We start from the raw sequence: 20,546 nt of genomic DNA on the forward strand, positions 1-20,546 counted from the left end.
AAGAGAAAATTTTTTGGCTGTATCCGAAAAAGACGGGGGTATCAGCGTGGTTCGACTGTCACCCACCATGGAAAACGCTGATGGATACGAACCGGGAAAGCCTGCGCCAGCATGTTCAGCGCCATGTCGGTATCGGTTAAGGGGAAGGTGCCCATCACGCGCAAATCAGCGATGGCAGGCTGGCACGCCAGATAGCCGTGGCGATAACGAGACAACTGCGCCACGACCTCTCCTAGCGGCATGTTGTCCGCCTGTAGTACGCCGTGCGACCAGTCGGCATCGTTCTGCTGATTGGGCACGATGTCACCCTGACCGTCGGCGTTAAAGCGCAGGTGATAGCCCGCGTTGACCCGACGTGCGGCGGAGGCATATCTGGCGCTGGCGTCGACTGCGTGTTGGTACACGGTTAGTGTGGTGGTGTCTGATGCCTGTGCGACGCTGAAGCGCGTGCCCAGCGCCTGCAAGCGCCCTTGTGCGGTCGTGACAAAGAAAGGGCGTGCATCGGCAGCAGTATCAATCAGAATGTCCCCCGCCAGCAGGGCGATTTCCCGACGCTGATCGCTGTAGCGGATATCAATCGCGCTGGCGGTATTCAGCCACAGCCGGGTGTTGTCCGGTAAGGTCAGTGATTTGATTTCGCCTACCGCGCTGTGATGATCGGCTGTCATCGCCAGCAGTGAGCTTTTTAGCGGCGTGTGACGGTAAGTCAGCCAGGACAGCAGTGAACCCGTGCTGAGTAGGGCGGCGAGTTTGAGCGCACGGCGGCGCGTCATCGGCGCAGGCTGGTGCAACAGCGCATTCAGCGCAGGCTGTTGACCGTCACCACGTAGCGGCTGGAAGCGTTGGCTGACCGTGAGCACGTATTCCCAGGCATGGCGGTGTTCCTCGCTTTCGTCCATCCAGCGCTGCCAGTGATGGTAGTGTTCATCGTCAGGTTCCCGATCGCACAGTTGAGCGTACCACTGCGAGGCCTGCTGCAAGGCAATAAAGCTGGGTTTGTTCCGGCTGGGGTTATTCATGAATGCGCAGCCTGACCGTCCGCGTCTATTTCTGCCTCCAGCAGCACACAGTGCAACATGGCCTGCGCCATGTATTTTTTCACCATGCGTTCGGAAACGCCCAGCGCCTCGGCAATCTCCCGATAGGGTAATCCCTGTACCTGCGCCATGATGAACGCGGCGCGCACCTTCTCGGGCAGTGCGCGCAGCATGGCATCGACCTGATACAGCGTTTCGAGAATGATATTGCTGTCTTCCGCTGACAGCGCAACCGGCTCCGGCTGTTCGGCGAGTGAGGCGAGCCAGACGCGCTCAATTTCCCGTTTGCGCCAGAGATCGACACACATACCTTGTGCCATCACGCTCAGATAAGCTCGTGCCCCTGCGTGGCTGTCGAACTGGCGTGGCTTCAATAAGAGTCGTACAAAGACATCCTGCGCCAGATCGGCCGCATCGCACAGATTTCCCAACCGTTTACGCAATAGCCCCTGCAACCAGCCATGATGCTGACAATAAAGCTGATGCATATCTGCTGAGGTATCAATATTGGCTGATGACATGTCTGGTGCCTGAAATGAAGCGATAGGAGGTCAAATTTCAGGCGCATCTTAGTTGAGAATGATTTTTATTTCAATGCTAAGGAAAATGTGGGTACTGATGGAGAGAGGCAAGGACGTGTAAGAAACGTGTGGGTAGCAAAGCGGAAATGCGTCACATTCGGTAGCGATGTCGGTCGTGATGCGACTCAACGATATCGTAAAAGGCTGGCCTCAACGTCAGGCCAGCCGACAACGTTACTTAATCGCCTGAGCAGGAACTTGCGCGGCGCTGTTAAAGCTGATCTCGTTGACAGCACTCCACTTGTTCACATCGGTGCCAAACGTATCCAATTTGAAGAATTTGGCTTTAACGGCTGGAAAGGTGAATTTTTCACCGTCTTTGGCATTGCTGGAGGTGACCAGATTGTCAGCCAGCTTTTTCCAGGTTTTACCGTCGGTAGAGTAGGAGACGGAGAACTTCAGTTTACGCTCGTCCGCTTTGAAAGGAACCAGAACAAAGTTTTCAACCGATTGTTCTTTATCCAGTTCTAACTGAACCCAACTCTCACCGTTTGCCGCCCAGCGTGTTTTTACGTCGCCATCGGCAATATTGGCAGGCTTGTGGCCTTTGTCTGAATCATAAGAGGAGGCGGTTACCGCCGTTACTTGTACCGCATAAGCGGAAAGAGAGAATAAGCCGCACAGGAGCGTCGTAGCCAGAGTGTATTTTTTCATATTATTCCTCGTAGATAACGGATAAACCATGCCATGCCTGCAAACCAGAAACATGAAATGGAACATGATTGTAATAAAAAAGAAACAAAGGTTTACTTACGAGGATCACGTTGTAGGGATCTTTCTGTCGAAAAAAATGCAGGGCGAGATGGGGCGCACATTACGGCACTCGCCAAGCGGCGAATGTCGTAGGCGAAAATTGTTAGCCGAGCGGCAGCGCCATGAGAATCGCGTCTTCCCGGCCGTGTGCCGTAGGGTAATAATCGCGGCGCACGGAGACTTCATTAAATCCCAGACTTTCATAAAGCGCGATGGCGCGTGCGTTCGATTCGCGTACTTCCAGCCACAGCGTCAGAATGCCACGTCGTTCCATTTCGTCGATCAGGTGTTCCAACAGTTGGCGACCCAAGCCCTGACGCTGATAATCGGGATGCACGGCGATGTTGAACAGCGTCGCTTCATCCAGCACGACCTGCGTGATGGCGTAAGCGGCAAGCTGACCGTCATGGTTCAGTTTGATGTTGAAATAACGCTCCCCCTGATTGCTGACAAACGTTTTTTCCGTCCACGGGAAGGCATGGCTGGCCTGTTCTATTTTAAAGGCTTGCGCCAGGTCAGCTGGCGTCAGAGAAGATATCGTGTTCATGTTCACAGATCTGTTGCCACAGCGCCCGTTTGGCGTCGGCATTTTGATAAAGTTCGGAAAGCAGAGGGCTGGAAAGCTGAACGCCCTGTAGCGCAATCGGCTCCGCAATACCCAAGCGCCAGCTATGGCAGCGTGCGTCGGCGGGCAGCATCTCGATCTGCTGCGGCGTCAGACGATAGGCTTGCGCGGGCGTCAGCGCCAGACTGTGCAGGACATCGTCCAGCAGCGGTTCATCATCGGCCAACGGCTCGGCGGAGACAATCACCAGACGCACCTGTGCGGGCAGACTGACGGCGATTTCGCCTTGCAGCACGGTTGGGCGACGCAACGTCCACTGCGTAATTCCCAGTTGCTGTAGCAGCCTGTCACGTCTTGATTCCATGCGTTATCCTGTCTTGCGGGCGAGAAAATGCGTCGTACCTATGCTAACAAACCCCGTCAGACTGCGCCAACGTCGGCGTGGTTATTTCCTCTCCGCGCTGCAACTTCGGAGGCGAAGCGTATATAATCCCCCGCTCAATGATTAAGGAGCCGTAGCCCGATGTCCGCATTAACCCCCGCCAGTGAAGTCATACTGCGCCACAGTGACGAATTTCTTTCACGCCGTGTTCTGTTTGCCGGTGATTTGCAGGATACCCTGCCCGCACAATTTGAAGCGGCGTCGGTGCGTGTCCATTGCAACCAATATCACCACTGGCAGCAGATGGCAAAGCCACTTGGGGAGAACGCTCAATATGGTCTGGTGGCGGATGCGGCGCTGGTGGCGGATAGCGACACGCTGATCTATTACTGGCCAAAAAGTAAACAGGAAGCGGAATTCCAACTGCGTAACCTGCTGTCCCTGATGCCGGTCGGCGCGGAAATCTTCGTTGTCGGAGAAAACCGCAGCGGCGTGCGCAGCGCGGAACCCGTGCTGTCTGACTTCGTTGAACTGGTAAAAATCGACAGTGCGCGTCGCAGCGGGCTTTATCACGGGCGGGTGGATAAGCAGGCCAGCTTCACGTTGGATGACTGGTGGGACGACTATGTGACAGACGGCGTGACCGTCAAAACGCTTCCGGGGGTTTTCAGCCGTGATGACCTGGATCCGGGTAGCCGGCTGCTGCTGTCTACGTTTGAGCCGCACATGAAAGGTAAAGTGCTGGATATCGCCTGCGGTGCCGGTGTGCTGGCATCGGTGCTGGCGAAGCAGTCGCCGAAAATCCGCCTGACGCTGAGCGATGTCAGCGCGGCGGCGGTGGAATCCAGCAAGGCAACGCTGGCGGCAAATGCGCTGGAAGGCAGTGTGATTGCCAGTAACGTCTATTCGGATATCAACGGTCGCTTCGATATGATCGTTTCCAATCCGCCATTCCACGATGGCTTGCAGACCAGTCTGCAAGCCGCGGAAATGCTGATTCGCGGTGCGGTATCCCATCTACCGGTTGGCGGGCAGCTACGTATCGTCGCTAACGCCTTCCTGCCTTATCCCGCGCTGCTTGATGCGGCGTTTGGTAGCCATGAAGTGCTGGCGCAAACCGGACGCTTCAAGGTGTATCAGGCTACCGTGGGGCGCCCGCCGCGTACAGGCAGTAAAGGCCGTCGGTAATCTTACTGATTAAGGGCTGCCATACTCTCCTTGCCGTAGCGTTCTCCTGCTGCGGCATCGGGCGGGAAAATGGCATTAATAGCAGCCAACTCGGCTTGCGTCAGTGTGACATCCAGCGCGGCGACGTTCTCTTCCAGATAACGACGGCGTTTGGTGCCAGGAATCGGCACGATATGTTCACCCTGCGCTAATACCCATGCCAGCGCCATCTGTGATGGTGTCACCTGTTTTTCCTGCGCTAATTGGTTAATTTTCTCTACCAGTTGCAGATTTTTCCCGAAGTTTTCCTCCGTAAAGCGCGGATTGGTGCGACGAAAATCGTCGGCGGCCAGATCGTCTGGGCTGCGAATCGCACCGGTCAGGAAACCGCGCCCCAGCGGGCTGTAAGGCACAAAGCCGATACCAAGACGTTCACAGGTGGGCAGAATTTCAGCCTCCATGTCGCGTGTCCACAGTGAGTATTCACTCTGTAACGCAGTAATCGGGTGCACGCGATGCGCGCGTTCCAGCGTGGTGACGGAGGCTTCGCTCAGACCGATGTAACGAATCTTGCCTTCCTGTACCAGCTCCGCCAGTGTGCCGACCGTTTCTTCAATGGGCACTGTCGGATCGATGCGATGCTGATAGTACAAATCGATAACGTCTGTACCGAGGCGCGTCAGGCTGCCTTCCACCGAACGGCGGATGTAGTCCGGTTTACCGCAGATGCCGCGCGCGTTGGGGTTTGCCGGGTCACGGATGATGCCGAATTTGGTCGCCAGAAAGACCTGCTCACGTTTACCTTTTATCGCTTTACCGAGCAACTGTTCATTGGTATGGGGGCCATACATGTCGGCGGTATCCAGCAGAGTCACGCCCAATTCCAATGCGCGATGTAGCGTGGCGATGGATTCTTTTTCATCCTGTGCGGTGGAGTAGAAATCGCTCATCCCCATGCAGCCGAGTCCAATAGCCGAAACCTGTGGGCCGTTCGCGCCTAGTTTGCGTTGTTGCATTGTCGTCTTCCTCATCTCGTTGGCAGTGAGAGCAGTCTGGTTGTTTATCCAGAAAAGATAAATACCGCTTTTTATGCAACACTATTCAAAAATAACCAACAATGGTGGCAGCGATGGATCATATTCAGGCGATGCGGGTTTTTGTGCGAATTGTCGAATTGGGTAGCTTCAGCCGGGCGGCGGAGCGACTGACGCTACCGCGTGCGACGGTGAGCAACACCATCAAACAGCTTGAAGGGCGGCTGGGTGTTCGTTTACTGCAACGCACGACCCGTCAGGTGCAGATCACCGATGAAGGGCGTGTTTATTACGAACGCTGTTTGCAATTGCTGGCGGAAATTGAAGAGATCGACACGCTGTTCACGCAGCAAAAGCAACAACCCGTGGGTAAAGTGCGGGTGGATATGCCGCACTCGCTGGCGCGGGAGGTCGTTGTGCCAGCGCTGGGAGAATTCTACGCGCGCTATCCGCAGGTGACGCTGATGCTGAGTGCCAACGATGCGGCGATTAATGTGCTGCGTGAAGGCGTTGACTGTGTGCTGCGTGCCTGGCAGACGGACGACGAGACGCTGGCGACCCGTCATTTACCGTCAATGCCGCAGATTACCTGTGCGTCGGCCGACTATTTGGCGCGCTATGGCGTGCCGCGTTCGCTCGATGAGCTAACGGGACATCGTATGGTCGGGTATTTCTCCCTGCGCACTGAATATCTTTATCCGCTGGAGTTCATGTCGGGTGATGAGTGCATTACGCGTATGTTGCCCAGTGCGTTGCAGGTTAACGGCACCGATGCCTACATCGCCAGCGCCCGTGCCGGACTGGGGATTATTCAGGCGCCGCGTCGCGGTTTACGTCCATTTCTGGAAAGCGGGGAACTGGTTGAGATCCTGCCGGAAATGTCGCCGCCCGCGATGCCGCTTTACGTGATGTATGCGCCTGGTCGCTTTCTCGCTCCGCGGATTCGGGTGTTTATAGAATGGCTTGATGAACTCTTTACGCGCAATTCCGCAGCGAGATGATGATTTTTGCAGCAACCCCCGCATTCCAGAGGAAATAATCATTGACGTGAACGCGAAAACCTCTAGAATTCGCCCCCGTAGTGATATTGCGTAAAGCAGTGTTGCGAAGGTGGCGGAATTGGTAGACGCGCTAGCTTCAGGTGTTAGTGTTCTTACGGACGTGAGGGTTCAAGTCCCTCTCTTCGCACCAACATCACTACGACGGTTCTGGTTTGTCGAACCACAGCAGTCAATCAGTATTGCATAAGCGGCATGACAACATTGCGAAGGTGGCGGAATTGGTAGACGCGCTAGCTTCAGGTGTTAGTGTTCTTACGGACGTGAGGGTTCAAGTCCCTCTCTTCGCACCATGTCATAGTAGCTTTAGCGTATAAGCTGATTTTCTGCATAAAGCGGTTTTACTGCATAAAGCGGTTTTACTGTATAAGACAGTTTTACTGTATAAGACAAGCAACGTTTCAGTGCGAAGGTGGCGGAATTGGTAGACGCGCTAGCTTCAGGTGTTAGTGTTCTTACGGACGTGAGGGTTCAAGTCCCTCTCTTCGCACCACAGATTTTTTCTGTATCTTCCTGATTTTCTTTCCTGCCTATTCTGTTTTTTCCTTTTCTCTCTATCTATCGCCCTTTTCCGCGTTTATTGATCTTTCTGAGTCAGTTCACCGTTCCGTATTGGTTTACATTGTCGTCATATTAAACGTGACGGAGAGTGCTGCCAGTCCGCCAGCCAGCGCAATGCAGGATGGCAGCAATAAATAGTGGCGTAAGCGTTGATGAAACAGCATGACAAGCGTCGCCAGTAGCGCGATGGCGATAATCACTTTCAGGTGCGTCAGGTTAAGATCGAGGAGTGCTAATAGCGGCATGATGGCACAAGGCAACAGCACGCCCCAGGCACTCGACAAATGCTTCCCCATACACCAACTCACGCTCCATAGCCCGCAGGCTGTGATCATTGCTGTCAGCATTTTTCCACCCATCAAAAGTGATAATGATAACTAATATCATATAAGAATTTATATCAATTACTAGTTTTTTGACGAGCAGATTGGCGGAATTTTCTTCATCAAGGCATTAATTGGGATAGAGGCTGCTCAGATGCTGGCGTATCAAATGGATCATATTCACGATAGTGGGCGATCGTTCATGTTTACGCCAGATAGCCGCAACTTGTGTATGGATTTCGGGCATGCCGATGTCATGATAGGTCACGTTATCGGCCTTAATGCAGGCAAGCGACTCTGGTACGAGCGTGATGCCGAAGCCTGCGGCGACCATCCCGATCGTTGCTGTGAGTTGCGGGGCAAAGGGGCTGGGTCTGGGACCATAGCCTGACAGATAGCAGGTACGGATAATCATATCGTGCAGCCCCGGACACACCTCGCGTGGGAAAATAATCAGCGGTTCCTGACGCAGCTCGCTGAGCGAAACCTGCGTTTTATGGCTAAGCGCATGTCCCGCGGGTAACACCAATTTCATCGGCTCTTCGGCCAAAATCTCCCCGTTAATCTCATCACTGAGATCGCAAGGTAAGCGCAGAAAGGCGATGTCGGTGTTGCGTTCTTGCAGTGAAGCGATAAGCGTTGCTGGACTCTCTTCTTTCGGTAGCGGTTGCACATTCGGATACTGCTTACAGTAACGGTGCAGTAGGGCAAGCACCGTTGGATGGAACATGGCCGATGGGGAGAAGCCCACGTTCAGGCTTCCTTTTTCACCCCGCGCAATACTTCTGGTCCGTGCAATCGCCGAATCGGTGAGTTGCAGAATCCGGCGTGCGTCCTCATAGAGCGCCTGTCCCGCCTCCGTCATTTCTACACCGCGCGTTAGTCGCTTGAACAGCGGTGTCCCGATCTCCTGCTCGAATTTCTTGATTTGCTGGCTGAGAGGCGGCTGTGACATCCCCAAATTTTCTGCCGCACGCGTGAAATGCCGCGCTTGTGCAACGGCGACAAAATAGCGCAGGTAACGTAGTTCCATTCACGTAACTCCATATGTTTCCGATCTTGAAATGGTCTTCATTGCATATTGGAATTTTGTGCTCTTCCGCGTCAATCTTTATCTAAATATTAATAATGTTTAAGTAATTGGTGTGGTGAGAAGGAAGGTATGAAAACGAGCGTCAGTGAACAATCCTGTGAGGAAGCCTTTGCCAGCTATGCTTATGATTTTCGGCAGCAGCATGCAGACAGCGTTATTTATCAGACCTCATTAATGAGTGGGCTAATAAATGGCGTCTATGAAGGTAGCCGAACGATAGCTGAATTACTGGAATATGGTGATTTCGGATTAGGAACATTTAATAGTTTGGATGGGGAACTGGTTGCGTTAAATAGCCAGATTTTCCAGTTGTTATCTGATGGCAGCGCGCGGGCGGCGAAGCCGGAGCAGAGAACGCCGTTCGCCGTCATGACATTCTTTCGTCCGACGGAAACGATCCATTTTGATCATTGGACGTCGCGCGAAGAGGTTCATCGCCAGATCGACGAAATTGTGGGAACGGATAACTTGTTCTGCGCGTTGCGGGTTGATGGGAATTTTCGCTGTGTTGAAACCCGTACCGTCCCTCGTCAGTGCCGGCCTTATAAACCGATGCAGGAAGCCGTTGAAGGACAACCGACATTTCATTTTGAACACCGTAACGGCAGCGTTATCGGTTTTCGTAGTCCAGCTTATACCCAGGGAATTAATGTCGCGGGTTACCACGAACATTTCATTACTGACGATCGCCAGGGCGGCGGTCATATTCTTAATTATGACGTCGAACACGGCACGCTAACGTTTGGCGTGGTTGCCAAACTGATCATCGATCTGCCTCAGGATCGGGAATTTCTCAATGCCGATCTGTCTTCAGAAAACCTCAATAGCGTTATCAAGTCAGTAGAGAGCTAGTCATTTCATCGGAGTCATGTCATGGAAAAGTCCACCGAACAGCAAAGCTGGAGTAGCGGAGCCGAGCTGATTGTAAAACACCTGGAAGCGCAGGGCGTAAAGCATGTTTTTGGTATCCCCGGCGCTAAAATCGATCGCGTGTTTGATGAGCTGGAAGACTCGACAATTCAAACGATCCCGGTACGTCATGAGGCGAACGGCGCGTTTATGGCGGCGGCGATAGGCCGCCTCACGGGGAAAGCGGGAGTGACGTTGGTGACATCCGGCCCCGGCTGTTCCAATCTGGTCACCGGGCTGGCAACGGCGACCGCAGAAGGTGATGCTGTTGTGGCGCTGGGCGGGGCGGTTAAGCGGGCGGATAAACTGAAGTTGACACACCAGAGTCTGGACACCGTTAGCCTGTTTCAGCCGGTCAGTAAATTCAGTGCGGAAATCACGGCCTCCAGTGCGATCTCTGAAGTGCTGGCGAATGCGTTCCGCGCAGCGGAAAGCGGCCGTCCGGGCGCGGCGTTTGTCAGCCTGCCGCAGGATATCGTCAATGAACCAGTCATTAGCCCAGTGCTGGCGTGTCCGAACTTGCCGTTGCTAAACGGCGCGCCGCATAGCGACATTGCCGAAGCGGCCAAACGGCTGCGGCAGGCTAAAAATCCGGTGTTGTTGCTCGGATTAATGGCCAGCCAGCAGGAAAACGCGCAGGCGCTGCGTCGTTTTTTACACCGCAGCCAACTACCGGTTACCAGCACGTATCAGGCCGCTGGCGTGATCGATCAGCAGCAGTTCGATCACTTTGCAGGACGTGTCGGGTTATTCAACAATCAGGCTGGGGATAAACTGCTACAACAGGCGGACGTGATCGTTACCGTAGGTTACAGCCCGATTGAATACGACCCGGTGTTATGGAATAGCGGTAAAGCAACGCTGATCCACATCGATGTATTGCGGGCAGAGATCGACAGTGCCTATCACCCTGATATCGAGCTGCTTGGAAATATCGCGATGACGGTGGATGCGTTGAACGCGTGCATCAGCGAGCCGTTTATTTTATCGGCGGGTACGCAGTCCGTGTTACAGGATCGCCAGCGTCAGCGTCACGATCTCAGTACGCGCGCCATCAACATGGCTGGGTTTGCGATTCACCCTCTGCGTCTGGTGCGGGCGATGCAGGATATCGTCAATGAAGATGTCACGCTGTGTGTCGATATGGGGAGTTTTCACATCTGGCTGGCGCGTTACCTGTATAGCTTTCGGGCGAGACAGATCCTGATGACCAATGGCCAGCAGACCATGGGCGTGGCGCTGCCGTGGGCGATAGCGGCATCACTGGTGCAGCCCGGCAAGAAAGTGGTATCCGTTTCCGGCGACGGTGGGTTTATGCAGTCCAGTATGGAGCTGGAAACCGCGGTGCGCCTGAAAAGTAATCTTCTGCATATCATCTGGGTGGATAACGGCTATAACATGGTGGAAATCCAGCAAATCCATAAATATCATCGTCCGGCAAGCGTGGCATTTGGGCCGATTGATTTCAAAGCGTATGCGGAAGCGTTTGGCGCGAAAGGGTTTGCGGTGGAGTCTGCGGATGAGTTGGTCAGCAAACTCCGTCAGGCGATGGACGTTGATGGCCCGGCAGTCATTGCGATTCCGGTTGATTATTCCGATAACCACTGGCTGATGGAGAACCTGAATATTAGTGTGCTGATCTGATATGTCGGGATCGCGCCTGCATGCAAGTATCTATTAATATTACTTACACTGTCTGCCCAGAGGAATCCGGACAGACAGTACAAGTGTAACATCCAGGAAAGTATTCATGTTAGGACTAATATTTTTCTGTATTTTATGAAAACGAGCTCATTCAATCGTTATTAAATAGCGTGTTATCTTTCTCCGTAAGTGTACTCAATTTTGTTAATTGTTGATTTGAATCCATATCGTGGAAAAATTCTCTGTGGCGATGCTAAATAACTATCAGCTAACGCTTCAGCCGCAGTTCGGTAAAACTTTTCTTGGTTTTTATTATACCAAGGGTCATCATGCGGGTTGGGGCTGAATTTGTAGGTTTGATCACGTGTACCCGCCATTATACGAATTCCACGGTTAGTACCATATTTTTGCTCTGCATAAGTAAAATCAACCCCACTATTTTGGTAGTTTTTCAGCGTTCCTTTGACATCCGCTGCGAATGCGTTGTTGGCAGTAAACGTCAAAAATAGAAATGCCGATGCAGCAATAGAACGTTGCAATAATGTATTAATGTTTTTTTGCATAGCTTTTATCCTATATGATTTTTAACAGGGAGAATCACAGTTAAAATCTAGATGAGCATCTGAGTTTATGCAATTAGCGGTCAGGTACTATTAACGGCATTTTCTCTTTTTTCTTAGTTTAATAATAAATAGAAGTCTAATTTTATAATCCAATCTATTATCACGATCGTCATTTTAATTAATATTAATTTGTCATGTAATTATTCATGTAATACGGCGTGACGATCCTTCTTTACACTTTAATCCTCGTCATACTTCAAGTTGCATGTGCGTTGGTGGATCAACGTCGTTACGGATGAATTTGATCTTTTGGCGCGCGCTGGCACTGAGATGAAGATGCCTGAGAAGCAGCTCACAGAATCGTGATGATGGCGACATAAGGAAGAGAGTCTGACTGGGATCCGTTGCCGGATTTTGATTGAAAAAATCTAATTTAGCGTTGTTTTTGTCATTAGATTATCTAATCCTAAAGGTGTTTTTATTCGGGTGCCATTTCCTGAGTTATTCCGTTTAAATATCATTAATCTTCGATATTATCTCGATTAAACAAAAAACATGCTTGTTTTTGTTTTTTATTCAGCATATTTGTCTGGCTTGTTTTCTGTGAGTGACTTGGCTTTCTTTGTGTTCTATATAATTTATCTTATGACTGAGGGTGTGGTTTAACCTGCGCTTCGGTGGTAAGTTCAGTGAGAAGATATCGTTTGCGCAGTGTGTTTTATCGCCTGAACGCCATGCGCTGAAGAGGGATGAGAATGGCAAAGCAGACTCCGTTGTACCAACAGCATCTGGCCGATGGCGCCAAAATGGTGGATTTTCACGGCTGGATGATGCCGCTGCATTACGGCTCTCAACTGGATGAGCATCATATTGTGCGTCGGGAAGCTGGCATGTTTGACGTCTCCCACATGACTATCGTCGATTTGCATGGTGCGAGAACGCGTGAATTCTTGCGTTACCTGCTGGCGAATGATGTCGCTAAACTCACGCAGCCGGGCAAGGCGCTTTATACCGGCATGCTGAATGCTTCCGGTGGCGTCATCGACGATCTGATCGTTTATTTTCTTACGGAAGATGATTTCCGGCTGGTCGTGAACTCCGCGACGCGCGAAAAAGATCTCGCCTGGATCGGGCAGCATGCTGCGCCGTTCGGGGTTGAAATCCGTGAGCGCGACGATCTGGCGCTGGTCGCGGTACAAGGTCCGCAGGCGCAGGAAAAAGTGCAGGAATGCCTGAAGGCGAAAGGCTTGAATGATGCAGACGTGGCAGCGTTAGCCAGCATGAAGCCATTTTTTGGCAAGCAGGTAGGGGATTTCTTCGTCGCTACGACGGGTTACACGGGCGAAGCTGGTTATGAAATTGCTCTGCCGAGTGAACAGGTGGTCGACTTCTGGCAGCAACTGCTGGCTGTTGGCGTGAAGCCATGCGGTCTGGGCGCGCGCGATACGCTGCGGCTGGAAGCCGGAATGAACCTGTATGGTCAGGATATGGATGAAGGCATTTCGCCGCTGGCGGCCAATATGGGCTGGACTATCGCCTGGCAGCCGGAGGATCGCCAGTTTATCGGGCGTGAAGCACTAACGCATCAGCGTGAAAAAGGGACCGATCAACTGGTTGGTTTGGTGCTGACGGAAAAAGGCGTATTGCGCAATGATTTACCTGTGCGCTTTACTGATAGTGATGGCGTGATGCGCGAAGGGGTTATCACCAGCGGATCGTTCTCGCCAACGCTTGGCGTGAGCATAGCGCTGGCGCGTGTTCCGGTGGGGATTGGTGAACAGGCGATAGTGCAGATTCGCAACCGCGAACTGCCCGTCCGCGTGACCAAACCCGGCTTTGTTCGTGCCGGAAAAGCCATCGTTCAGTATTGATAGCGGCTTGCCTGTAAAGATAAGCGGATAGGATTAACGACTTTAGGAAAGGGGATGCAATGAGCAATGTACCAGCAGAATTAAAATACACCACGTCGCATGAATGGGTAATGCACGAGGGCGGCGGTATCTACAGCGTGGGCATTACCGAGCATGCGCAGGAACTTCTGGGTGACATGGTCTTTATCGATTTACCTGAAGTGGGCACGGTCGTCGCCGCAGGCGATGACTGCGCGGTGGCGGAGTCGGTAAAAGCGGCGTCAGATATTTATGCGCCCATTAGCGGTGAGATCGTGGAAGTGAACGAAGAGCTGGAAAGCTCCCCTGAACTGGTCAACAGCGCGCCTTATGCCGATGGCTGGCTGTTCCGCATCAGAATTTCTGATGAGTCTGATTTAGACGAACTGCTTGATGCCGAAGGCTATCAGGCTTCTTTGGAAGACGACGACGAGTAGTTATCGCGCCCCGGTCTCTATGCCGGGGCGTGTTGTTTTATGCGCCCGCGGCATCTTCAGCGCGGTAGCCAGCACGATTAATGCAGGCACGATTGATCAAGGAAAGTACTGTAATGACCCAAACACTCAGTCAACTCGAACATGACGGCGCGTTTATCGAGCGCCATATCGGCCCTTCCTTCAGCCAACAGCAGCACATGCTGTCGGTGGTGGGCGCAACGTCGCTGGACGCGCTGATCCGCCAGATTGTCCCGGTGGATATTCAATTGCCCAGCCCGCCCGCGGTAGGAGAGGCGGTGACGGAACATGAAGCGTTAGCTGAACTGAAGGCCATTGCAGGACGCAATCAACGTTATAAAAGCTATATCGGTATGGGCTACAGCGCGGTGCTGATGCCACCGGTAATTTTGCGCAACGTGCTCGAAAATCCGGGCTGGTACACCGCTTATACGCCGTATCAGCCGGAAGTCTCTCAGGGGCGTCTTGAAGCGCTGCTGAATTTTCAGCAGGTCACACAGGATTTAACGGGTCTGGACTTGGCCTCCGCCTCGTTGCTAGATGAAGCGACTGCGGCGGCGGAAGCGATGGCGATGGCAAAACGCATCAGTAAACTCAAGCAGGCTGAGCGTTTCTTCGTTGCAGACGACGTGCATCCCCAAACGCTGGATGTGGTGCGTACCCGCGCGGAAACCTTTGGTTTTGAGATTGTTGTCGGTAAAGCGGAAGAGGCACTGAAAGACGATGCGGTGTTTGGCGTACTGCTGCAACAGGTGGGGACGACGGGCGAGCTGCACGATTACAGCGATCTGATGGCGGCACTGAAAGCGCGTAAGGTCGTCAGTTGCGTGGCGTCGGACATCATGGCGCTGGTGTTGCTGGCCGCGCCGGGCAAGCAAGGAGCAGACATTGTCTTCGGCTCCGCACAGCGCTTTGGTGTGCCGATGGGTTACGGCGGGCCACACGCGGCCTTCTTCGCCTGCCGCGACGAGCATAAACGTGCAATGCCGGGACGTATCATCGGCGTGTCGCGCGATGCGGCAGGCAACACCGCGCTGCGCATGGCGATGCAGACGCGTGAACAGCACATTCGCCGCGAGAAGGCGAACTCCAATATTTGTACCTCGCAGGTGTTGCTGGCCAACATTGCGGGGATGTATGCGGTATTCCACGGGCCGGAAGGGCTCAAACGTATTGCCGGGCGCATCCACCGTCTGACCGATATTCTGGCGGCGGGATTAACGCAGGGCGGGCTGCTGCTGCGCCATCGCAGCTGGTTCGACACGCTGACGATTGAGGTTGCGGACAAGGACGCGGTGCTGAGCCGGGCATTAAGTTTTGGCATCAACTTGCGCAGCGATTTGGCGAGTGCGGTAGGCATCACGCTGGATGAAGCGACCACGCGTGAAGATGTGCTGGCGCTGTTTGCCGTGCTGTTAGGTGACGATCACGGGTTGGATATCGACGCACTTGATGCTGCCATCTGCCAGAAAGCAGCAACGATCCCCGCCGGGCTGGTGCGCCACGATGCGATCCTGTCGCATCCGGTGTTCAACCGTTATCACAGCGAAACCGAGATGATGCGCTACCTGCACCGTCTGGCGCGTAAGGATCTGGCACTGAATCAGGCGATGATCCCGCTGGGTTCCTGCACCATGAAGCTCAACGCGGCGGCGGAAATGCTGCCGATTACCTGGCCGGAATTTGCCGAGCTGCATCCATTCTGTCCGCCGGAACAGGCGCTGGGCTATCGTCAGATGATCGAACAGCTATCGGGCTGGCTGGTTCAACTGACGGGCTATGACGCGATTTGCATGCAGCCCAACTCAGGCGCACAGGGCGAATATGCAGGACTGTTGGCGATCCGTCGCTATCATGAAAGTCGCAATGAAGCGGGTCGTCATCTTTGTCTGATCCCGAGTTCAGCCCACGGTACGAACCCGGCATCGGCGCAGATGGCGGGGATGGATGTGGTGGTGGTCGCCTGTGACAAACAGGGCAATATCGATCTGCACGATCTGCGTGAGAAAGCACAGACGGCGGGCGAACAGCTTTCCTGCATCATGGTGACCTATCCATCCACTCACGGCGTTTATGAAGAGACGATCCGGGAAGTGTGCCAGATCGTGCATCAATACGGCGGTCAGGTGTATCTGGACGGTGCGAACATGAACGCGCAGGTTGGCATCACTACGCCGGGCTATATCGGCGCAGACGTCTCGCATCTGAATCTACATAAAACCTTCTGTATTCCGCACGGCGGCGGTGGGCCGGGCATGGGGCCGATTGGCGTGAAAGCGCATCTGGCGCCGTTTGTACCGGGTCATCAGGTGGTAAAAATGGCTGGTGTATTGACGGATCAGGGCGCGGTATCGGCGGCGCCGTTCGGTAGTGCTTCGATTCTGCCGATTAGCTGGATGTACATCCGCATGATGGGGGCGGAAGGGCTCAAACAGGCCAGCCAGATGGCGATCCTGAACGCCAACTACATTGCGACGCGCTTACAGCAGGCCTATCCGGTGCTTTACACTGGCCGTGACGGTCGCGTGGCGCACGAATGTATTCTGGATATTCGCCCACTCAAAGAGAGCACGGGTATCAGTGAGATGGATATCGCCAAGCGCCTGATCGACTATGGTTTCCATGCGCCAACCATGTCGTTCCCGGTCGCGGGCACGCTGATGGTAGAGCCAACGGAATCGGAGAGTCAGGTCGAGATCGATCGCTTTATCGACGCGATGCTGGCGATCCGCGCTGAAATCAACCGCGTCGCGCAGGGTGAATGGCCGCTGGACGATAACCCGCTGGTGAACGCACCGCATACACAGGCGGAGCTGGTGGCTGATTGGGCGCATCCGTACAGCCGTGAGCTGGCAGTATTCCCGGCAGGTAGCGAACACAAATACTGGCCGAGCGTGAAGCGTCTGGACGACGTTTACGGTGACCGTAACCTGTTCTGCTCGTGTGTGCCGATGAGCGAGTATTAATACGTTAGGCATGATATATTGGCCTCGAATACTGTCTATATGCGAGGCCAGCAAATGGATAAAGTTAAGGTAATGCGTCCAATTAGTAGAACATGTGTTTTTCAATGAATGCCCCGATGACTTTTTCATGCAATTCTATCGAACGCGAGAAGCAGATTGTTTTACGGGCCAGACGTTTAATACGTGTCCTCAGTGTCAGGTTGTTACGCTCAATACGCTGAGTGAAGATTTTTCCTGTCAGATGCTTATCTTTCGGGAGTTCTCTGGCATAACTGCCCCAGTCATCGCTGGTTATCATACCGATGTTAAACGGCGTCAGCAGAGCCACAAGTTCACGGCAGGTGTTATCCGTGCGCGGTCCAAACGTGTAAGCCAGAACGCCACCTGTTTTGGTGTTGTATGCATACCAGAGCCAATGCTGCCGGGCTTTATTGCCGACAAAGCTCCATTGCTCATCAAGCTCACAGATAAGTGCTACATCGGCATGAGCGACCGGAGAGGAAGTTATTCGCTTCGGCGCGAGTTTTTTAACGTGCGAATGACGGTGTTAATACCGATTTTCAGTGTTCTGGCTGTATCACGAACGCCGGCGCCGTTGAATGCCATTTCGGTAATTTGTTGTTTGACACCGGGCTTACGCGCTTCATAAGTATAGGTGAGCAGAAACACGCGGTGACAGTCACGACAGCGAAACCGGTCACGACCTTTAGGGTTCTGTCCATGACGGTAAACCTGAACAGACTGACAGCGAGGACAATGAACATTAACGCTGGCCATGAGCAAACCTCAAAGCGGTCATTATATATCAATTCAACTAATTAGAGGCACCACCAAAGTTAAAAGGGATGCGATGATTTTAGGAATAGAAAATAGAACCGAGAATTGGACAACGGTAAGAAATATTTTTGACCAGAAAAATAAAAGATTAATTGAATATCTAATGATAAATAACAACGACGATAGCGCCCCCTTTGATGATGGAAAAGAGGCCAAGCTTGAATTGTTTTGGTATGGCTATAGGGATTACATCTATGGGAAGGATATTAATCGATATTCAGCCGAGTATAATATAATCTATGCGCGGTTTTTGCGATTGTTTCCTGATTTACAGGAAAGAGTATTAAATTTTAAGGGGGACTCTAATAGGTATTTACGTGTTGAAAAAACGGTTAATTATTCTCTTGAAAGAGAAGATGCCCCGCTACGCCTGTTTCAAAACATTCGCCATACGGAAATTGATATTGTTATTGAAACACGAAATAAACTTTATATCGGTGAAGTAAAGGATTCACAAACTTTTGGTGCGCACGGAGGTTTGTTTTTACCCCATCAACTGCTTCGGCAATATATTATGGCACGAATACTTATAGATGAACTGGGTAAAGACTTAGACGTTGTACCTTTTATTATTTCAAATAATAGTTCTGAGACGAAGAAAAACGGACAGGTGAAACTTATGGAAAGCCTCTCATATCTAAACATAGATAATAACGTTTTTACTTGGTGTGACATAGATAAATACCCTGACTCATCTATAGGATAAGAAAAATTGATTTCGTGTAGATTTTCATGCTGACAGAACACATAGCCATGTGGATCTTTAAAGTTACAGATTAGCCCGCGAATGATTTACTTCCGAAAACAAACTGTCATTAAACTGACGCCCCACTGACACGCTAGCGTTCTAGGGTAAGGCCTCTGTGTTTCACACTGAACGGCCTTTGAGTTATGCGTGCAAAATGCTTTCCCTACCTTGTGCTGTTGCCGACGCTGGTTTTTTTGCTTGCCTTCACCTATTTCCCCCTGCTGCGCTCGGTCATCGATAGTTTGTATGACACCCGACTGAATGCCGATACGCCGCTGTTCGTCGGGATGGATAATTTTGTGCGTCTGGTGCAGGACGCGGTGTTCTGGCAGGCCTTGCTGAACAACGTGCTGTATATCCTGATGACGGTGGTGCCTGGCGTGCTGCTGGCGCTGTTGCTCGCGGTGCTGTTTTGGGAAAACACACGCGTTAACCGCTGGCTGCGTACTGCTTTCTTCTTTCCAATGATTATTCCGCTGGTGAGCGCCGCAACGCTGTGGCTATTCATCTTTATGCCGGGGCTGGGGTTGCTGGATTACTACCTGGCGAAGGTGTTCGGCCCGATGAACAACAACTATCTCGGCATGAGCGACAGCGCGCTGGTGGCGGTGAGCGTCATCGGTATCTGGAAATTCGCCGGTTACTACATGCTGTTTTTTCTCGCTGGTCTGCAAGCCGTTTCTGCTTCCGCTCGTGAGGCAGCGCTGATGGAAGGGGCTTCACGGCGTCAGGTATTTTTCTACGTCACGCTGCCGCTGCTACGGCCAACCATCGCTTTTGTGGTCACTATCGCCTTTATCTACGCCATCACTCAGATCGACCATGTCGCCGTGATGACGCGCGGCGGGCCGAATAACGCGACGACTGTGCTGCTCTATTACATTCAGGATCTGGCGAATGATACGCACGATCTGGGCAAAGCCTCTGCGGCCACCTTCCTGACGTTGGCGATGCTATTCGTCTTTTCCATGATGAATCTGAAAGTGCTGGAGAAGGGGGCGCATTATGAGCGCTGAAAATCAGATCGTTGACGTTCAGAACGTGAAAAGTCCACGCGTTGAAAGCCGAAATGTGATCAACCCGCTTCGTATCACGACGCGTTTCACGCTGCCGCTGGTGCTGATTTGCGCCGCGTTACTGTGGGTCAGCCCGTTTATCTGGATGCTGTCTGCGTCCGTTAGCACCAGCAGTTTCGGCGTGGACATGGCCTCGCTGCTGCCGCGTCTCCCGCTCACGCTTGATAACTTCCGCGAGGCGTGGGACAGCGCTAACTGGCTACAGCTTTATACCAATACGCTGATTTTTGCGGTCGGCACGTTTCTGGTGCAGTTGGTGACGATCACCACAGCGGGCTACATCTTTGCCTACCACGAGTTTCGCGGCAAAACGCTGCTGTTCTACCTGTTGCTGATTCAACTGATGATCATGCCCGTCGTCATGATGGTGCCAAACATGATGACGCTCAAACAGCTCGGCCTGCTCAATACCCTGACTGGCGTGATGATGCCGTATTTCGCCTCGGCGTTTGGCGTGTTTTTGATGCGTCAGGCATTTCTCAATATTGCCAAAGAGATCGAAGAAGCCGCGTTGATGGAGGGCTGCCGCTGGTGGCAGGTGGTGTTCCACGTCCTGATCCCGATGACCTGGCCGTCGATTCTGGCTTTCGCCACGGTCAGCATTACCTACCACTGGAACGAATATCTCTGGCCGCTGATGGTGCTCAACGATCCCGACAAACAGGTGCTGACCATCGGGCTGGTGTCGTTCGCTATGGGCGCGGAGTCCGGTGGGCAGTGGGGATTGATCTGCGCAGGTACGCTGCTGGTGTGCTTGCCGCTGATGGTGGCCTTTGTGGTGTTCCAGAAGCAGTTCCTGAGCAGTTTCGGCTTCTCGGGCATTAAGTGAATCGCTGTAAGGGTATGTGGGTGAATGCAGGGCGATTTAAGTATGGGTTTAGGGGGAAACACGGTGATGAGGTTCC

General features: G+C 52.7%; 20 protein-coding genes and 3 tRNA genes. 13 read left to right on the forward strand and 10 right to left on the reverse strand.

Features of this window, described 5'->3' with window-relative positions; genetic code table 11:
- Positions 1 to 41 precede the first annotated feature (41 nt).
- The 5 genes from NAL19_RS03360 to NAL19_RS03380 form a co-directional block, all read right to left on the reverse strand.
- The gene (locus NAL19_RS03360; protein WP_263058747.1) at positions 42 to 1,019 is read right to left on the reverse strand and encodes a FecR domain-containing protein; all 978 of its coding nucleotides are present in this window, start codon (positions 1,017 to 1,019) and stop codon (positions 42 to 44) included.
- Entirely contained in the window at positions 1,016 to 1,558 is a 543-nt protein-coding gene (locus NAL19_RS03365; protein WP_225086887.1) for a sigma-70 family RNA polymerase sigma factor, read from the reverse strand. The genes NAL19_RS03360 and NAL19_RS03365 overlap by 4 nt, the downstream gene beginning before the upstream one ends.
- A gap of 234 nt (positions 1,559 to 1,792) precedes the next feature.
- Positions 1,793 to 2,272, reverse strand: a complete 480-nt coding sequence (locus NAL19_RS03370) for a discoidin domain-containing protein (protein ID WP_225086888.1) — start codon at positions 2,270 to 2,272, stop codon at positions 1,793 to 1,795.
- 202 nt (positions 2,273 to 2,474) lie between these two features.
- A complete protein-coding gene (gene rimI, locus NAL19_RS03375) occupies positions 2,475 to 2,918 on the reverse strand; it encodes a ribosomal protein S18-alanine N-acetyltransferase (protein ID WP_263058748.1) in 444 nt (147 codons plus the stop codon).
- The gene (locus NAL19_RS03380; protein ID WP_263058749.1) at positions 2,887 to 3,300 is read right to left on the reverse strand and encodes a DNA polymerase III subunit psi; all 414 of its coding nucleotides are present in this window, start codon (positions 3,298 to 3,300) and stop codon (positions 2,887 to 2,889) included. The genes rimI and NAL19_RS03380 overlap by 32 nt, the downstream gene beginning before the upstream one ends.
- A 159-nt stretch (positions 3,301 to 3,459) precedes the next feature.
- Between NAL19_RS03380 and rsmC the strand changes: the two genes are divergently transcribed.
- The gene (gene rsmC, locus NAL19_RS03385; protein WP_263058750.1) at positions 3,460 to 4,506 is read left to right on the forward strand and encodes a 16S rRNA (guanine(1207)-N(2))-methyltransferase RsmC; all 1,047 of its coding nucleotides are present in this window, start codon (positions 3,460 to 3,462) and stop codon (positions 4,504 to 4,506) included.
- A gap of 2 nt (positions 4,507 to 4,508) precedes the next feature.
- Here rsmC and NAL19_RS03390 read toward each other — a convergent pair whose 3' ends face one another.
- Entirely contained in the window at positions 4,509 to 5,501 is a 993-nt protein-coding gene (locus NAL19_RS03390; RefSeq protein ID WP_263058751.1) for an aldo/keto reductase, read from the reverse strand.
- Between the two features lie 113 nt (positions 5,502 to 5,614).
- On the opposite strand from NAL19_RS03390, the gene NAL19_RS03395 reads away from it, so the two are divergent.
- The 4 genes from NAL19_RS03395 (at position 5,615) to NAL19_RS03410 (ending at position 7,070) form a co-directional block, all read left to right on the forward strand.
- The gene (locus NAL19_RS03395; protein ID WP_263058752.1) at positions 5,615 to 6,520 is read left to right on the forward strand and encodes a LysR family transcriptional regulator; all 906 of its coding nucleotides are present in this window, start codon (positions 5,615 to 5,617) and stop codon (positions 6,518 to 6,520) included.
- Between the two features lie 103 nt (positions 6,521 to 6,623).
- A tRNA-Leu gene (locus NAL19_RS03400) sits at positions 6,624 to 6,710 on the forward strand.
- A gap of 73 nt (positions 6,711 to 6,783) precedes the next feature.
- Positions 6,784 to 6,870: transfer RNA gene (locus NAL19_RS03405), tRNA-Leu, on the forward strand.
- A gap of 113 nt (positions 6,871 to 6,983) precedes the next feature.
- A tRNA-Leu gene (locus NAL19_RS03410) sits at positions 6,984 to 7,070 on the forward strand.
- Positions 7,071 to 7,194: 124 nt separating this feature from the next.
- On the opposite strand, the gene NAL19_RS03415 is transcribed toward NAL19_RS03410, so the two are convergent.
- Together NAL19_RS03415 and NAL19_RS03420 are read right to left on the reverse strand one after the other, a co-directional pair.
- Complete coding sequence (locus tag NAL19_RS03415; RefSeq protein ID WP_180743972.1) at positions 7,195 to 7,485, reverse strand: DUF1435 domain-containing protein; 291 nt, start codon at positions 7,483 to 7,485, stop codon at positions 7,195 to 7,197.
- A 106-nt stretch (positions 7,486 to 7,591) separates the two neighbouring features.
- The gene (locus NAL19_RS03420) at positions 7,592 to 8,494 is read right to left on the reverse strand and encodes a LysR family transcriptional regulator (protein WP_225086895.1); all 903 of its coding nucleotides are present in this window, start codon (positions 8,492 to 8,494) and stop codon (positions 7,592 to 7,594) included.
- A 129-nt stretch (positions 8,495 to 8,623) separates the two neighbouring features.
- On the opposite strand from NAL19_RS03420, the gene budA reads away from it, so the two are divergent.
- Together budA and alsS are read left to right on the forward strand one after the other, a co-directional pair.
- Complete coding sequence (budA, locus tag NAL19_RS03425) at positions 8,624 to 9,406, forward strand: acetolactate decarboxylase (protein WP_263058753.1); 783 nt, start codon at positions 8,624 to 8,626, stop codon at positions 9,404 to 9,406.
- 21 nt (positions 9,407 to 9,427) lie between these two features.
- Positions 9,428 to 11,107: an acetolactate synthase AlsS gene (gene alsS / locus NAL19_RS03430; RefSeq protein ID WP_225086897.1), complete on the forward strand. Its 1,680-nt coding sequence runs from the start codon at positions 9,428 to 9,430 to the stop codon at positions 11,105 to 11,107.
- A 173-nt stretch (positions 11,108 to 11,280) separates the two neighbouring features.
- Here alsS and NAL19_RS03435 read toward each other — a convergent pair whose 3' ends face one another.
- Positions 11,281 to 11,670 (reverse strand): hypothetical protein, encoded by a 390-nt coding sequence (locus NAL19_RS03435; RefSeq protein WP_263058754.1) that lies wholly within the window; start codon positions 11,668 to 11,670, stop codon positions 11,281 to 11,283.
- Between the two features lie 755 nt (positions 11,671 to 12,425).
- On the opposite strand from NAL19_RS03435, the gene gcvT reads away from it, so the two are divergent.
- From gcvT to gcvP, 3 genes are all read left to right on the forward strand, one after another.
- Positions 12,426 to 13,541, forward strand: coding sequence for a glycine cleavage system aminomethyltransferase GcvT (gene gcvT, locus NAL19_RS03440; protein WP_263058755.1), 1,116 nt, complete (start codon positions 12,426 to 12,428; stop codon positions 13,539 to 13,541).
- Between the two features lie 59 nt (positions 13,542 to 13,600).
- Positions 13,601 to 13,996 (forward strand): glycine cleavage system protein GcvH, encoded by a 396-nt coding sequence (gene gcvH / locus NAL19_RS03445; RefSeq protein ID WP_263058756.1) that lies wholly within the window; start codon positions 13,601 to 13,603, stop codon positions 13,994 to 13,996.
- 113 nt (positions 13,997 to 14,109) lie between these two features.
- Positions 14,110 to 16,980: an aminomethyl-transferring glycine dehydrogenase gene (gcvP, locus tag NAL19_RS03450; RefSeq protein ID WP_263058757.1), complete on the forward strand. Its 2,871-nt coding sequence runs from the start codon at positions 14,110 to 14,112 to the stop codon at positions 16,978 to 16,980.
- An 82-nt stretch (positions 16,981 to 17,062) separates the two neighbouring features.
- On the opposite strand, the gene NAL19_RS03455 is transcribed toward gcvP, so the two are convergent.
- A protein-coding gene (locus tag NAL19_RS03455; RefSeq protein WP_263058758.1) for an IS1 family transposase occupies positions 17,063 to 17,757 on the reverse strand; the annotation gives its coding sequence in 2 pieces (ribosomal slippage) (positions 17,063 to 17,511 and positions 17,511 to 17,757; 696 coding nt in all).
- Here NAL19_RS03455 and NAL19_RS03460 point away from each other — a divergent pair.
- The 3 genes from NAL19_RS03460 to NAL19_RS03470 all read left to right on the forward strand — a co-directional run bounded on the left by NAL19_RS03460 (position 17,756) and on the right by NAL19_RS03470 (position 20,470).
- On the forward strand, positions 17,756 to 18,523 hold the full coding sequence (locus NAL19_RS03460) for a hypothetical protein (RefSeq protein WP_263058759.1): 768 nt from the start codon (positions 17,756 to 17,758) through the stop codon (positions 18,521 to 18,523). The genes NAL19_RS03455 and NAL19_RS03460 overlap by 2 nt on opposite strands.
- A gap of 185 nt (positions 18,524 to 18,708) precedes the next feature.
- Positions 18,709 to 19,581, forward strand: a complete 873-nt coding sequence (locus NAL19_RS03465; protein WP_263058760.1) for a carbohydrate ABC transporter permease — start codon at positions 18,709 to 18,711, stop codon at positions 19,579 to 19,581.
- On the forward strand, positions 19,571 to 20,470 hold the full coding sequence (locus NAL19_RS03470; RefSeq protein WP_263058761.1) for a carbohydrate ABC transporter permease: 900 nt from the start codon (positions 19,571 to 19,573) through the stop codon (positions 20,468 to 20,470). Before NAL19_RS03465 ends, NAL19_RS03470 begins: the two co-directional genes overlap by 11 nt.
- The last annotated feature ends 76 nt before the right edge of the window (positions 20,471 to 20,546 follow it).

It is taken from the genome of Pectobacterium sp. F1-1 (genome assembly GCF_025643735.1).
Lineage (GTDB): Bacteria > Pseudomonadota > Gammaproteobacteria > Enterobacterales > Enterobacteriaceae > Pectobacterium > Pectobacterium colocasium.

Bases quoted from the DNA above. Each gene is read 5' to 3' on its own strand.
- NAL19_RS03360 (WP_263058747.1), bottom strand. From the start codon at position 1,019: ATGAATAACCCCAGCCGGAACAAACCCAGCTTTATTGCCTTGCAGCAG.
- NAL19_RS03365 (WP_225086887.1), bottom strand. From the start codon at position 1,558: ATGTCATCAGCCAATATTGATACCTCAGCAGATATGCATCAGCTTTAT.
- NAL19_RS03370 (WP_225086888.1), bottom strand. From the start codon at position 2,272: ATGAAAAAATACACTCTGGCTACGACGCTCCTGTGCGGCTTATTCTCT.
- rimI (WP_263058748.1), bottom strand. From the start codon at position 2,918: ATGAACACGATATCTTCTCTGACGCCAGCTGACCTGGCGCAAGCCTTT.
- NAL19_RS03380 (WP_263058749.1), bottom strand. From the start codon at position 3,300: ATGGAATCAAGACGTGACAGGCTGCTACAGCAACTGGGAATTACGCAG.
- rsmC (WP_263058750.1), top strand. From the start codon at position 3,460: ATGTCCGCATTAACCCCCGCCAGTGAAGTCATACTGCGCCACAGTGAC.
- NAL19_RS03390 (WP_263058751.1), bottom strand. From the start codon at position 5,501: ATGCAACAACGCAAACTAGGCGCGAACGGCCCACAGGTTTCGGCTATT.
- NAL19_RS03395 (WP_263058752.1), top strand. From the start codon at position 5,615: ATGGATCATATTCAGGCGATGCGGGTTTTTGTGCGAATTGTCGAATTG.
- NAL19_RS03415 (WP_180743972.1), bottom strand. From the start codon at position 7,485: ATGCTGACAGCAATGATCACAGCCTGCGGGCTATGGAGCGTGAGTTGG.
- NAL19_RS03420 (WP_225086895.1), bottom strand. From the start codon at position 8,494: ATGGAACTACGTTACCTGCGCTATTTTGTCGCCGTTGCACAAGCGCGG.
- budA (WP_263058753.1), top strand. From the start codon at position 8,624: ATGAAAACGAGCGTCAGTGAACAATCCTGTGAGGAAGCCTTTGCCAGC.
- alsS (WP_225086897.1), top strand. From the start codon at position 9,428: ATGGAAAAGTCCACCGAACAGCAAAGCTGGAGTAGCGGAGCCGAGCTG.
- NAL19_RS03435 (WP_263058754.1), bottom strand. From the start codon at position 11,670: ATGCAAAAAAACATTAATACATTATTGCAACGTTCTATTGCTGCATCG.
- gcvT (WP_263058755.1), top strand. From the start codon at position 12,426: ATGGCAAAGCAGACTCCGTTGTACCAACAGCATCTGGCCGATGGCGCC.
- gcvH (WP_263058756.1), top strand. From the start codon at position 13,601: ATGAGCAATGTACCAGCAGAATTAAAATACACCACGTCGCATGAATGG.
- gcvP (WP_263058757.1), top strand. From the start codon at position 14,110: ATGACCCAAACACTCAGTCAACTCGAACATGACGGCGCGTTTATCGAG.
- NAL19_RS03460 (WP_263058759.1), top strand. From the start codon at position 17,756: ATGAGCAAACCTCAAAGCGGTCATTATATATCAATTCAACTAATTAGA.
- NAL19_RS03465 (WP_263058760.1), top strand. From the start codon at position 18,709: ATGCGTGCAAAATGCTTTCCCTACCTTGTGCTGTTGCCGACGCTGGTT.
- NAL19_RS03470 (WP_263058761.1), top strand. From the start codon at position 19,571: ATGAGCGCTGAAAATCAGATCGTTGACGTTCAGAACGTGAAAAGTCCA.